The sequence below is a fragment of the Pinisolibacter sp. genome (genome assembly GCF_036782435.1).
GTDB lineage: Bacteria > Pseudomonadota > Alphaproteobacteria > Rhizobiales > Ancalomicrobiaceae > CALBKH01.
Map to the genome: position 1 here is coordinate 1 of NZ_DAIPZB010000006.1, position 13,316 is coordinate 13,316.

Sequence of the window (13,316 nt, forward strand, 5' to 3'; positions counted from 1 at the left end):
ATCACGTCAGTAGACGGTCGTCGAGGGCTATCCGCGCACAGGTCTCCTGATACCATCGGCCATCGAAAATGACCGATGGTATTCCTGACGCGAATTTCTCATGCCTCTGATGCAAATGAGGAATTTGCGGTCCTTCAGAGGCCGGGTGGGTCAGCACCTCCGGCCTCTGGTATGACGTCGGCGGGACGGAACGGGTGGTGAAGCCACCCGGCAGAAATGCCGAGGGCGCCCCGAAAGGCGCCCTCTTCGTTTCGGTCGGTCGGATGGATCAGCCGCGGCGCGACAACGGGACGTAGTCGCGGGTCGGGGCGCCGGTATAGAGCTGACGCGGACGGCCGATCTTCTGATGCGGGTCCTCGATCATCTCCTTCCACTGGGCGATCCAGCCGACGGTGCGCGCCAGAGCGAACAGCACGGTGAACATCGAGGTCGGGAAGCCCATCGCCTTCAGCGTGATGCCCGAATAGAAGTCGATGTTCGGGTAGAGCTTCTTCTCGATGAAGTAGTCGTCGTGCAGCGCGATGCGCTCGAGCTCCATGGCGACGTCGAGCAGCGGATCGTCCTTGATGCCGAGGTTGGAGAGAACCTCGTGGCAGGTCTTCTGCATGATCTTGGCGCGCGGGTCGTAGTTCTTGTAGACCCGGTGACCGAAGCCCATCAGACGGAACGGATCGTTCTTGTCCTTGGCGCGCTCGACGTAGTGCGGGATGCGGTCGACCGAGCCGATCTCCTGCAACATCTGCAGCGCCGCTTCGTTGGCGCCGCCGTGCGCCGGGCCCCACAGGCAGGCGATGCCGGCCGCGATGCAGGCGAACGGGTTGGCGCCCGACGAGCCGGCGAGACGGACGGTCGAGGTCGATGCGTTCTGCTCGTGGTCGGCGTGCAGGATGAAGATGCGGTCGAGGGCGCGGCTCAGCACCGGATTGACCTTGTAGTCCTCGCACGGGATCGAGAAGCACATCTTCAGGAAGTTCGACGTGTAGTCGAGGCTGTTGTCCGGGTACACGAACGGCTGGCCGATCGAGTACTTGTAGGCCATCGCCGCGATGGTCGGCATCTTGGAGATCATGCGGATCGACGCGACCATGCGCTGGTGCGGATCGGTGATGTCCAAGCTGTCGTGATAGAACGCGGCGAGGGCGCCGACGGTGCCGACCATGACGGCCATCGGATGGGCGTCGCGGCGGTAGCCCGTGAAGAACTTCAGCATCTGCTCGTGCACCATGGTGTGGCGATAGACACGAGCGTTGAAGTCGTCGAACTGGCGACGGGTGGGCAGGTCGCCGTAGAGCAGCAGATAGCAGGTCTCGAGGAAGGAGCCCTGCTCGGCGAGCTGGTCGATCGGATAACCGCGATGCAGCAGGATGCCTTCGTCACCGTCGATGTAGGTGATCTTCGATTCGCACGAGGCGGTCGACGTGAAACCCGGATCGTAGGTGAAGCAGTGGGTGGCCCCGTAGAGCTTGGTGATGTCGATGACGTCGGGACCGATGGAGCCGGGACGGACCGGCAGGGTCATCGACTTGTCGCCGATGGTGAGAGTGGCGGACTTTTCGCTCATGCAGATACCCCCTGGGCGCGGAGATCCAAACGACTGGCCGGCGAACCACATCTAACCGTTTAGAACAACGGACAGAAGGGGGACCTGGCCCCGCGCCGCTTCGTCGAGTGCGAGGCCTAGCCCATTCCCGAACCGCCGACAAGCACTTCCTAGGTATCAGGCGGCAAGAATTCTGGTCAAAAATGTGGCGCATCAACCGCTTCCCGTGGCTGCGAAATGCTACGTGGCGTCGCAGCATGGGCATGCGACGCCGCGGCTTCGGCGGCTCTTTCGGGAGGTCGGCGGTCGTGCCCGGGCTCAGCCGGGCAGGCGATCGGCGAGACGGGCGAGGGTCTCGTCGCGGCCGAGAACGGCGAGCACGTCGAAGATGCCCGGCGAGGTCGTCCGACCGGTCAGGGCGGCGCGCAGCGGCTGCGCCGCCTTGCCGAGCTTGAGCCCGGCCTCTTCCGCATGGGCGCGCACGACCGCCTCGGTCGACGCCGCCGACCAGTCGGCCTCCGAGACGGTCGCCAGACGCGGCGCCAGTGCGCCGAGCACGGCGAGGCCGGCGTCGTCGAGCAGCGCCGCCGCCTTCTCCTCCATCGCCAGCGGTCGGGCGGCGTGGATGAACGCCGCGCCGTCGAGGAGTTCGACCAGCGTCTTCGCCCGCTCCTTGAGCCCCGGCAGCGCCGCGCGGATCTTCGCCTCGAGCGTCGCGTCGAGCTTGGCGAGGAGGTCGCGACCGGTGTCGGTGTGGGGGAGGAAGTCGACGAAGGCCTTCCACAGCGCCTCGTCGGGCGTGGCGCGCATGTAGTGGCCGTTGAGGTTCTCGAGTTTGGCGAAGTCGAAGCGCGCGGCGCCCTTGTTGACGTCGTGGATGTCGAACCACTCGACCGCCTGTTCGGTGGTGAAGATCTCGTCGTCGCCGTGGCTCCAGCCGAGGCGGGCGAGGTAGTTCCTGAGCGCCTCGGGCAGGTAGCCGAGGGCACGGTAGGCGTCGACGCCGAGGGCGCCGTGGCGCTTGGAGAGCTTGGCGCCGTCGGCGCCGTGGATCAGCGGGATGTGGGCCCACACCGGCACCGTCCAGTCCATCGACCGGTAGATGTGGGTCTGGCGCGCCGCGTTGGTCAGGTGATCGTCGCCGCGGATGACATGGGTGACGCCCATGTCGTGGTCGTCGACGACGACCGCCAGCATGTAGGTCGGCGTGCCGTCCGAGCGCAGCAGGATGAAGTCGTCGAGCACGTCGTTGCGGAAGACGACGCGGCCCTGGACGCAGTCGTCGATCACCGTCTCGCCTTCGCTCGGGATCTTCAGGCGGATGACCGGCTGCACGCCCTCCGGGGCTTCGGCCGGGTCGCGATCGCGCCAACGGCCGTCGTAGCGCGGTGGTCGGCCCTCCTTCATCGCCGTCTCGCGCATCTCGTCGAGTTCGGCCGGGCTCGCCCAGCAGCGATAGGCCTTGCCGCGGGCGAGAAGCTCTTGGGCGATCTCGGCATGCCGGGTCATGCGGGCGAACTGGAAGAGCGGCTCGCCTTCGCCCTCGAGCCCGAGCCAGCGCAGGCCGTCGAGGATGGCGTCGATCGCCGCGTCGGTGGAGCGCTCGCGGTCGGTGTCCTCGATGCGCAGCAGCATCCTGCCGCCGGTGTGGCGGGCGTAGAGCCAGTTGAACAGCGCCGTCCGCGCGCCACCGATGTGCAGGTAGCCGGTCGGGGAGGGGGCGAAACGGGTGACGACGGTGTCGGCCATGGAAAGCGGATCTCGACGGAAGTTGAGCGGCGTGGGAGGCTGCAACCGGATGTGACGGTCGGCCACGTTCGGGAACTGGGGCGTTCCTCTAACATGGCGGAGCGCCGAAACCCAAGGGGCGAGAGCGGTGAGGAGCGAAGAGACGGAGAGATCGCGGATCGGCGACGTCCGACCCGACGTCACCGGATCGGCGCGACCGCCCGGTCCGATCGACCGTCGCGGCTTCGACGTCCTCGCCCGCGGCGGTTCGGCGCTCGGTCTGCGCCTCGGCGACGTCGCCGATCGCCTGCAAGATGCCGTCCGCCGCGATCTCGACGGCGGCTTGGCGTTGCCCGGTCTCGTCGTCGTCTTCGCTTGTGGCATCGCGCTCTATTTCGTCCTGCCGCGCGAACCGTGGCCGCCGGCGGTCGCGGCCCTCGCCTTCGCCGCGGTGGCGATCACATGGGTGCGTCGGCGTCGTGGCCACGCCGCCCGCCTCGCTGCGACCCTCACCGCGCTGGTCCTCGGCGCCGCCGCCGCGAGTTTCGAGACGGCGCGTGTCGCCGCCCCGCGGCTCGATCACGAACGGACCGTCACGGTGGAGGGCCGTGTCGTCGATCTCGACGCCACCGCCACAGGCGGTCTGCGCCTCACCGTCGATGTCGCCCGCATGGAGGGCAGGGGGCTGACGCGGGAGACGACGCCGACCCGCATTTCCGCGACCCTCACCACCAAGGGGGCGAGGCCCGGCGTCGGCGACGCCATCCGCTTCAAGGCGAGGCTGAAGCCACCGGAAGGACCGGTGATGCCGGGCGGCTACGATTTCGCCCGGCGGGCGTGGTTCGAGGGGCGCGGCGCCGGCGGCTACATCCTCGGCCGCGTCACCCCGATCGATCTCGGCCCGGCCGACCGGGGGGACAGCCTCCTTCAGCCGATCGGGTCGTTGCGCCACGCCATCGCCGAACGGGTGCGCGCCAGCCTGCCCGGGGCCACCGGCGCCATCGGCGCGGCGCTGATGGTCGGCGAGCAGCGGGCGATCCCGGAAGCCGCCGCCGAGCCGCTGCGCGCCTCCGGCCTCACCCACATCGTCTCGATCTCGGGCCTCCACATGGGGCTGGTGGCCGGCGGGGTGATCGTCGCCATCCGTGCTCTCCTGGCGCTCTTTCCCGCCCTCGCGCTCGGCTACCCGATCAAGAAATGGGCGGCGGCGGTCGCCTTCGTCGCGGCGACGATCTACCTCCTGCTCTCCGGCAACCAGGTGGCGGCGCTGCGCTCGCATCTGATGGTGTCGGTGGCGCTCCTCGCGGTGCTGGTCGATCGGCCGGCGATCACCATGCACACGGTGGCCGTCGCGGCGATCCTGATCATGGCGGTCTCGCCGTCGGCGGCGATGGAGCCGAGCTTCCAGATGAGCTTCCTGGCGGTGATCGCCCTCGTCGCCTCCTACGACCTCTACCGCGGGTGGGCATCGCGACGGCCGCCGCCGCGCCGCGAGGCGGGGCTCGTCGTCCATCTCGTCGGCGGGGTCTTCCGCAACATCGAGGGCTTCGCCTTCTCCTCTCTCGTCGCCGGTCTCGCCACCGCGCCGATCATCGCCGGGACGTTCTTCCGCGCCGCCCCCTATTCGATCCTCGCCAACATGGCGGTGTTGCCGGTGACCGGCATCGTGATCATGCCGGCGGCGGTCCTCTCGGCTCTGGCGATGCCGTTCGGGCTCGACCACTGGCCGTTGCAGGTGATGGGCCTCGGGATCGACTGGATGATCCTGGTGGGGCGGTGGGCCGCGGCGCTGCCGGCCGGCGACGGGCTGATCGGTGCGCCGCATGCGGCGATGATGCCGCTCGGCATCGCCGCCGTCCTGTGGCTCTCCGCCTGGAAGAGCCGGATCCGACTTTTCGGTCTGATCCCGGCGGCCGCGGCTTGTGCCTTGCTCTTCCTCGGGCCGCGCCCCGACGTGCTGATCGGCCGCCACGGCAGCCCGGTGGCGGTGCGAGGCGCCGACGGACGGCTGCACGTGCTCGCCGGACGCCAGGACCGGTTCGACACGGCGATCTGGCTCGCCGCCGATCACGACGCCCGGCCGACGCAGGACCCCGGTCTCGGCGCGGGGTGGCTCTGCGATCCGGCAGGATGCATCTTCCGTCACGGGGAGATCGGCGACGGCGAAATCGGTGATACCGCCGCGGGTGCCGAGGTTCCCGCGGCGAAGGACGCCCGTGGCCGGAGCGAAGCTCGCGGCAGCGCGAAGACCGGCGATGGGCGCGAAGCTCGCCCCGGCGCGGCCACGCGTACCCCCGACGGGAGCAGCACCGGCATCGAAGCGCGCCACCCCGAGATCCCCGGCGGCGGCGAGCCTGCCGCAGTCGTCCCCGGGTCGGATCGAGCGATCGGATCGCAGCCGCGGGGCGGTCCGGGCGCGTCGTCCCGCCGTTCGGGCGGCGGCATGCTCGAAATCGCCGTGGTGCGCCATCCGGGCGCCTTCGACGAGGATTGCCGACGCGCCGCCCTGGTGATCACCACCCTGGTCGCGCCGCCGGGCTGCCGCGATCTCACCACGGTCGTCGATCGCCTCGACCTCGCCCGCACCGGAGCGTCGACGCTCGACTTCACCGGTCCGCCGAGACCGATCGGGGCCCTTTCGTCGGCGAGGAACACCGACGAGCGGTCACGCTTCGAAAACGGCTCCGCCGACGCACTCGCCGATCCCACCCGCGATCCGGAAACGGCGTCGGGCGACCTCGACGACTTCGCCCCGCGTGCCACAGCCGCCCCCGACGCCGACGGGGGCGGCGGCGATGCAGGTGGGGGAGCCGGGGATGGCGATGGCGGCGACCGGGGCGTTCCTATCGATCCGGCCGCGAGCCGACGGAACACCCAACGAGGTCACACGCAGCGAGCGAACACACCGCGCACCGACCCGCCGCCGACCCGCTCCGGCGTGGCGCCCGCGGTCGCCGCCGTCCCACCGGACGAGGTGTATCTGCGTCGCGACGTACTTCTGCGCACCAGCCTTCCGGCGAGCCCCCGTCCCTGGACCCCGCTCGATCCGCGCATCGCCGCGCTCGAACGCGAAGCCGAGGCGGTCGATGCCGAGGTCCGCGCCGCTCAGTAGCGGCGGATGAGGCCGACCAGCCGACCCTGGACCTTGACCCGATCGGGGCCGAAGATCCGCGTCTCGTAGGCGGGATTGGCGGCTTCCAGCGCTACCGAGGCGCCGCGCTTGCGCAGTCGCTTCAGCGTCGCCTCCTCCTCGTCGACCAGGGCGACGACGATATCGCCCGAGTCGGCGTGGTCGGAGCGTTTGATCAACACGGTGTCGCCGTCGAGGATGCCCGCGTCGATCATCGAATCGCCGCGCACCTCGAGAGCGAAATGTTCGCCGCCGCCGATGAGGTCCATCGGAACCGGGATGGCGTGGGTGTAGTTCTGGATCGCCGAGATCGGCGTACCGGCGGCGATGCGGCCCATGACGGGGATCGTCACCACGTCGGCCCGCTCGTCGTCGCCCGTCGCCACGCTGCGCGGCTTGCCGAGGCTGCCCTCGATGACCGAGGGGGCGAAACCCTTGCCCGGCCGGCTCGCCGAGGCGAGGCCGGGGGCGACCGAATCGGGCAGGCGCACCACCTCGAGCGCTCGCGCCCGGTTGGGCAGGCGGCGGATGAAGCCGCGCTCCTCGAGCGCCGTGATCAGCCGATGGATGCCCGACTTGGACCGGAGGTCGAGCGCATCCTTCATCTCGTCGAAGGAGGGCGGCACGCCGGTCTCCTTCAGCCGCTCGTGAATGAACATCAGCAGTTCGTACTGCTTGCGCGTCAGCATCGGCTCGACACCTCGTCGGTCCCGGCGTGAGAGCGCACGCCGCGGAACAGGATCGAAAAGAAACGCGGCGAAACGATCGTCCCGCCGGGTCGGATCTCGCTCGCACTCGTCGGATCGCTCACGGCCCACTCGCCCGCCGTCGATGGCGTTCGACGATGGAGAGTGGCCGATTCGCCACAAGTACAAATCGCGAACTCAACCTACACGTTCCCCGGATGTTCCGCAAGCGACGCCGAGAACAAAACGGGCATGAGATCGATGGGCCGGCCGCATCGGGGCGCGCGGATCGCCGCGATGGCGACGCGGTGCCCGCGGCCGCGGGTGGCGTCGGGCGCTCGATGCCGGAGGCGCGCCATGGCGGCGACCCGGGCGCGGTGTACGGCTCCGGCGGTCGTTTCCTCCTCGAGGTCCGGTGGATCGCGTTCCGCGATGCCGCATTCGACCCGCCGAAAATCCCCGTTCCCGAGCGCTCTTCGGCGAACGGAACCGGTGATCCGGATGGATACGTCCGGATTTCGCCTCAGGGGAAGCGGATGAACCGGCAGGGTTCGCCGGCCTCGGCCGGCGGGGCGTGGGGCGGGCGCACCAGGAGGCCGTCGGTCCCGGCGAAGCGGGTCAACAGCGAGGAATCCTGCGTATCGGCGGGGACCGCGGCGAGCCGGCCGTCGGCGTCGACGACGAGATGGGCGCGCATGTAGTCCTGGCGGGCGTCGTTGGCGGCGACGGCGCGTCCGAGGGCGACGATCTCCTGGCGTGGCCGCGGATCGGGCACGCCGGAGAGCGCGCGCACCAGGGGCGCCAGGAAGAGCAGCGAGCAGACCAGCGCCGACGAAGGATTGCCCGGCAGGCCGACGACCCGGGCCGCGCCGCGGCGACCGAACATCAGCGGCTTGCCCGGCCGCATGGCGAGCTTCCAGAAGCCGAATTCGACGCCGGCGGCGGCGAGTGCGGCATGGACGTGGTCGCGGTCGCCGACCGAGGCGCCGCCGATGGTGACGAGCACCTCGACACCGAGATCGAAGGCGGCGCGGATCGCCGCGATCGTCGCGTCGAGGTCGTCGCGAACGATGCCGAGATCGATCGCCTCGCCGCCGACCGCCTCGATCAGCGCGGTGATCGCATAGCCGTTGGAGGCGATGATCTGGTCGAGACCGGGGGTGGCGCCCGGCGGCACCAGCTCGTCGCCGGTGGCGAGCACGGCGATACGCGGGCGCCGGTGGACCGGCATTTCGGCGTGGTTCATCGCCGCGACCAGACCGAGATTGGTGAAGTCGAGGCGGGTGCCGGCGATCGGGCCGACGTCGCCCTCGCGGAAGTCGACGCCGGCGGCGCGGATGTGACGGCCGCGCTCGGCCACCTCGTCGAAGGTCACGGTGTCGCCGTCGCGGCTGGTGTACTCCTGCATGACGACGGTATCGGCGCCGGCCGGCAACGGTGCGCCGGTGAAGATGCGCACGCAGGTGCCCGCCTCGACCGTGCCGGCGAAGGCGTTGCCGGCGGCGGCCTCGCCGACGACCCGCAGGCGCGCGCCGGGCTCGGTCGCGTCGGCGGCGCGGATCGCCCAGCCGTCCATGGCGGCGGCGGCGAAGGGCGGCTGGGTGCGGCGGGCGTGAAGATCGGCGGCGAGGACGCGGCCGCGCGCCGCGGTGATCGGCACGATCTCGGACTCGGTCGCCACGATGCCTTCGAGCACGGCGGCGAGCGCCACATCGACCGGGGTCAGCGCCATGATGTCACTCCGCGCGCCATTCGCCCGACTTGCCGCCGGACTTCTCGAGCAATCGGATGCCGCCGATCACCATGCCACGGTCGACCGCCTTGGCCATGTCGTAGACGGTGAGACAGGCGACGGAAACGGCGGTCAGCGCCTCCATCTCCACCCCGGTCTGCCCCGAGACGCGGGCGAGGGCGCGGAGACGTAGACCCGGCAGCGTCTCGTCGATCTCGACATCGAGGGTGACCTTGGTCAGGAGCAGCGGATGGCAGAGCGGGATCAGCTCGTGGGTCTTCTTGGCCGCCATGATGCCGGCGATGCGCGCCGTGGCGACGACATCGCCCTTCTTGGCGAGGCCGTCGCGGATCAGCGCCAGCGTCTCCGGCTTCATGGTGACCGAGCCCTCGGCGATCGCCGTGCGCGAGGTCACGGCCTTGTCGCCGACGTCGACCATGTGGGCGGCGCCGCTGTCGTCGAGATGGGTGAGGCGCGGGGCGTCGGTCATGGTCGGGCCTTCGCCAGCAGCGCCCGGGTGGCGACGGTGACGTCGGCCTGACGCATCAGGCTCTCGCCGACCAGGAAGGTGGAGATGCCGACGCGCTCGAGGCGGGCGCAGTCGTCGGGGGTGAAGATGCCGCTCTCGCCGACCAGCAGGCGGTCGTCGGGCACCATCGCCGCCAGCCGTTCGGAGGTCGTGAGCGACACTTCGAAGGTCTTGAGGTTGCGGTTGTTGATGCCGAGAAGCGGCGAGGCGAGGCGCAGCGCCCGCTCGGTCTCCTCCTCGTCGTGGACCTCGATCAGCACGTCCATGCCGAGCGCGAAGGCGGCATCCTCGAGCGCCTTCGCCTCGTCGTCGGAGAGCGACGCCATGATGATCAGGATGCAGTCGGCACCCCAGGCACGCGCTTCGAGCACTTGATAAGGTTCGTAGAGGAAGTCTTTGCGAAGGCATGGTAAGCCGACCGCGGCTCGGGCCGCCGTCAGGTACTCCGGCGCGCCCTGGAAGGACGGGCCGTCGGTGAGGATCGACAGGCATGCGGCACCGCCGGCCTCGTAGGCGCGGGCGAGGCTCGGCGGATCGAAATCGGCGCGGATCAGCCCCTTCGACGGGCTCGCCTTCTTGATCTCGGCGATCAGGCCACGCTCGCCCGCCGCCTTCCTGGCGCGGAGCGCGGCGAGGAAGCCGCGCGGCGCCGTGACGTCGGCGATGCGGGCGCGCAGCTCCGCTTCGGAGACCTTCGCCTTGGCGGCGGCGATCTCCTCGCGCTTGTAGAGCTCGATCTTCTTCAGAATGTCGGCCATCGCCGTCCTCAGGCGTTCGAAACGTCGACGAGCGCGGCGAGGCGCGCCCGGGCGCTGCCGTCGTCGATCGCGGTGGCGGCGCGGGCCACGCCCTCGGCGAGCGTCGCCACCTTGCCCGCGACCACCAGCGCCGCGCCGGCGTTCATCAGCACGATGTCGCGATAGGCCGAGGGCTCGCCCTCGAACACCGCCCGGAGCGCTGCGGCGTTGACGGCGGCGTCGCCACCCCTGAGCGCTTCGATCGGATGACGGGCGAGGCCGACGGATTCGGGATCGACGACGAAGGTGGCGATCTTGCCGTCCTTCAGTTCGGCGACATGGGTCTCACCGGTGACGGTGATCTCGTCGAGACCGTCGGAGCCGTGGACGATCCAGGCCGACGTGGTGCCGAGATTGGCGAGTACGCGGGCGATCGGCTCGACCCAGGCGCGGGCGAAGACGCCGGTCATCTGGCGCTTGACGCCGGCCGGATTGGAGAGCGGCCCGAGCAGGTTGAAGGCGGTGCGGGTGCCGAGTTCGACGCGCGCCGGGCCGACGTGTTTCATCGCGGCGTGGTGGGCGGGAGCGAACATGAAGCCGAGGCCGGCCTCGCGGATGCATTCGGCGATCTTGTCGGGGCCGATGTCGATCTTGACGCCGAGCGCAATCAGGACGTCGGCGGCGCCGGATTTCGAAGAAAGCGCCCGGTTGCCGTGCTTGGCCACCGGCACGCCGCAGGCGGCGGTGACGAAGGCGGCGGCGGTCGAGACGTTGTAGGAGCCGGAGCCGTCGCCGCCGGTGCCGACGATGTCGACGGCGTCGGAGGGCGCTTCGACCCGCAGCATCTTGTCGCGCATCACCTCGACGGCGCCGGTGATCTCGTCGATGGTCTCGCCGCGCACCCTGAGTGCCATCAGGAAGCCGCCGATCTGGGCCGGGGTGGCGGCGCCGGACATCATGATGTCGAAGGCGGTACGAGCTTCTTCGCGGGAGAGGGTCGCGCCCGTGGCGGCCTTGCCGATCAGCGCCTTGAGGTCGGTCATGGGGTACTCCGGGGACGGACGAAGGGGGCGCGAGGGCGCCGAGAGGAACGGGTCACGCCGCGGCGCGGTCGCGGCGGGTGTCGTTGAAGTCGCGGGCGATCTCGAGGAAGTTGCGGATGATGGCGTGGCCGTTCTCCGAGGCGATGCTCTCGGGATGGAACTGCACGCCGTGGACCGGGTACTCGAGGTGCATCAGGCCCATGATCAGCCCGTCCTCGGAGGAGGCGACGGGTGAGAGGCAAGCCGGCAGCGTCTCGCGCTCGACGATCAGCGAGTGATAACGGGTGCCGGTGAATGCGTGGTTGAGGCCGCGGAAGACGCCACGACCGTCGTGGGTGATGGTCGAGGTCTTGCCGTGCATCAGGTGCGGCGCGCGGATCACCCGGCCGCCGTAGGCCTGGCCGATCGCCTGATGGCCGAGGCAGACGCCGAAGATCGGGATGTGGGCGCCGAGCCGCTCGATCGCCTCGACGCAGATGCCGGCCTCGGTCGGCGTGCAGGGGCCGGGGGAGAGGATGATCCCTTCCGGATCGAGCTTCGCCACCTCGTCGACGGTGATCTTGTCGTTGCGCACGACCTTCATCACCGCGCCTTCCTCGCCGATGTAGTGGACGAGGTTGAAGGTGAAGCTGTCGTAATTGTCGACGACCAGGAACATCGCGCAGGCCTTCCGGTTTTCCGAGCCGACACAGATAGCCGGGGAGGGCGCGTTTGTCACGAGTCCCGCGGCCCCGCCGGTGGCGGACCGGGCCGCGCGCGGCGACGCGCCGCCGCGGGGCGACCTCGCCGGCGGCTGTGCCGCGTCTCGGCCGGGGCGGGAGGCCGCGAAAGTCGCGCCGCCCTCGGGTCGGACGTGATAGGATGGCGTTCTCCGGCTCGAGGCCGGAGGCGAGGAGAGTCGATGGCCCCGTACCTTCCGATCCACCGATCGGACCTCACCGGCGGGACGCGGCTGGTGATCGACGCCACCACCGGCATCACCGATCTGGTCGAGGCGATGCACGAGCGCATCGCCCGGCTGCCGGGCTTTCCGGCGCCGTCGGTCGCGGGCCGCACCTCCGGTCTCACCGGCTTCGTCTACGAAACCGTGCGCCGCGTCACCCGGGCTGTCGGGGCGGGCATCGAGATCGGCCTCGACCTGATGGTGCCGGCCTTCGGGTCCGACGAGCCGTCGCCCGAGCGGGAGGCGGCGCTCGCGGCGCTCAACGGCGTCCTCGGCGATCATCTGATCGCGACCGGCAATCCGCTCGCCAAGCCCATGGCGCTGCGCCGCGACGGTCGGCCGCTGCCGGCGGACGTGGAAGCCCTGGCGACGAGCCTGCCCGACGCCGCCGACGGCGTGCTGATCGCGATCCACGGCCTGTGCATGAACGATCTGCAGTGGACCCGTGAGGGCCGCGACCGCGCCGCCGAACTCGGCCGTTCGCTCGGGCTCACGCCGCTCGGGCTCGACTATTCGAGCGGCCGCCACATCCACGAGAACGGCCGCGATCTGGCGGATCTTCTGGAGGAACTGATCGATCGTTGGCCGCGACCGCTCCGCCGGATCGTCCTCGTCGGCCATTCGATGGGCGGGCTGGTGGCGCGGAGCGCCTTCCACCAGGGGGAGGCGGCCGGTCACCGCTGGCCGGCGCGGGTGAGCGATCTCGTCTTCCTCGGCACGCCGCATCACGGTGCACCGCTGGAGAAGGCCGGGCACTGGCTCGACGTCGTCCTCGGCGCCACCCCTTACGCCGCGCCCTTCGCCAAGCTCGGCCGGGCCCGCAGCGCCGGGATCCGCGACCTGCGCCACGGGGCGCTGCTCGCCGAGGACGTGTCCGACGACGACGGCTCGCCCTTCGCCGACCGCCGCCGGCCGGTGCCGCTGCCGTCGACGGCGCGCGCCTGGGCGATCGCCGGAGCGCTCGGCCAGCGGGAGGGCGATGCGACCGACCACATCCTCGGCGACGGCCTCGTCCGCGTCGACAGCGCCCTCGGTCGCCACCGCGATCCCGCCCGCACGCTCGCCTTCGCCGCCGATCACCGTCGGGTGATGCGCGGCGTCGGCCACGTCGAACTCATCTGGAGCGACGAGGTGTTCGATCAGTTGGCGAAATGGCTCGGGCCGGGGTCCACCGCTGCCGATCGGCCGGCAACGGGCCGCGAACCGGAGCGCTGCGGCTGACGAACGAGGCGGCGGACACCGTCGCCC

The 13,316-nt window shown here is 70.4% G+C and carries 10 protein-coding genes; 2 read left to right on the plus strand and 8 right to left on the minus strand.

Going from position 1 to position 13,316, the window contains the following annotated elements; translation table 11 throughout:
• Positions 1 to 268 precede the first annotated feature (268 nt).
• Complete coding sequence (gene gltA, locus V7Q42_RS03705; protein ID WP_333822545.1) at positions 269 to 1,561, minus strand: citrate synthase; 1,293 nt, start codon at positions 1,559 to 1,561, stop codon at positions 269 to 271.
• Positions 1,562 to 1,858: 297 nt separating this feature from the next.
• Positions 1,859 to 3,289 (minus strand): glutamate--tRNA ligase, encoded by a 1,431-nt coding sequence (gene gltX / locus V7Q42_RS03710; protein WP_333822546.1) that lies wholly within the window; start codon positions 3,287 to 3,289, stop codon positions 1,859 to 1,861.
• Between the two features lie 127 nt (positions 3,290 to 3,416).
• Here gltX and V7Q42_RS03715 point away from each other — a divergent pair, with 127 nt between their 5' ends.
• The gene (locus tag V7Q42_RS03715; RefSeq protein WP_333822547.1) at positions 3,417 to 6,380 is read left to right on the plus strand and encodes a ComEC/Rec2 family competence protein; all 2,964 of its coding nucleotides are present in this window, start codon (positions 3,417 to 3,419) and stop codon (positions 6,378 to 6,380) included.
• On the opposite strand, the gene lexA is transcribed toward V7Q42_RS03715, so the two are convergent.
• The 6 genes from lexA to V7Q42_RS03745 form a co-directional block, all read right to left on the minus strand.
• The gene (lexA, locus tag V7Q42_RS03720; protein ID WP_333822548.1) at positions 6,374 to 7,087 is read right to left on the minus strand and encodes a transcriptional repressor LexA; all 714 of its coding nucleotides are present in this window, start codon (positions 7,085 to 7,087) and stop codon (positions 6,374 to 6,376) included. The genes V7Q42_RS03715 and lexA overlap by 7 nt on opposite strands.
• Positions 7,088 to 7,607: 520 nt before the next feature.
• Positions 7,608 to 8,816 carry a molybdopterin molybdotransferase MoeA gene (locus V7Q42_RS03725; protein ID WP_333822549.1) on the minus strand — a complete coding sequence of 403 codons (1,209 nt, stop codon included), beginning with the start codon at positions 8,814 to 8,816 and terminating at the stop codon, positions 7,608 to 7,610.
• Positions 8,817 to 8,820: 4 nt separating this feature from the next.
• Positions 8,821 to 9,306 (minus strand): cyclic pyranopterin monophosphate synthase MoaC, encoded by a 486-nt coding sequence (gene moaC / locus V7Q42_RS03730; RefSeq protein ID WP_333822550.1) that lies wholly within the window; start codon positions 9,304 to 9,306, stop codon positions 8,821 to 8,823.
• Positions 9,303 to 10,103, minus strand: coding sequence for an indole-3-glycerol phosphate synthase TrpC (gene trpC / locus V7Q42_RS03735; protein ID WP_333822551.1), 801 nt, complete (start codon positions 10,101 to 10,103; stop codon positions 9,303 to 9,305). Before trpC ends, moaC begins: the two co-directional genes overlap by 4 nt.
• 8 nt (positions 10,104 to 10,111) lie before the next feature.
• Complete coding sequence (trpD, locus tag V7Q42_RS03740) at positions 10,112 to 11,125, minus strand: anthranilate phosphoribosyltransferase (RefSeq protein WP_333822552.1); 1,014 nt, start codon at positions 11,123 to 11,125, stop codon at positions 10,112 to 10,114.
• A gap of 52 nt (positions 11,126 to 11,177) precedes the next feature.
• Complete coding sequence (locus tag V7Q42_RS03745) at positions 11,178 to 11,783, minus strand: anthranilate synthase component II (RefSeq protein WP_333822553.1); 606 nt, start codon at positions 11,781 to 11,783, stop codon at positions 11,178 to 11,180.
• A gap of 243 nt (positions 11,784 to 12,026) precedes the next feature.
• On the opposite strand from V7Q42_RS03745, the gene V7Q42_RS03750 reads away from it, so the two are divergent.
• Complete coding sequence (locus V7Q42_RS03750; RefSeq protein ID WP_333822554.1) at positions 12,027 to 13,289, plus strand: esterase/lipase family protein; 1,263 nt, start codon at positions 12,027 to 12,029, stop codon at positions 13,287 to 13,289.
• Positions 13,290 to 13,316: the final 27 nt, after the last annotated feature.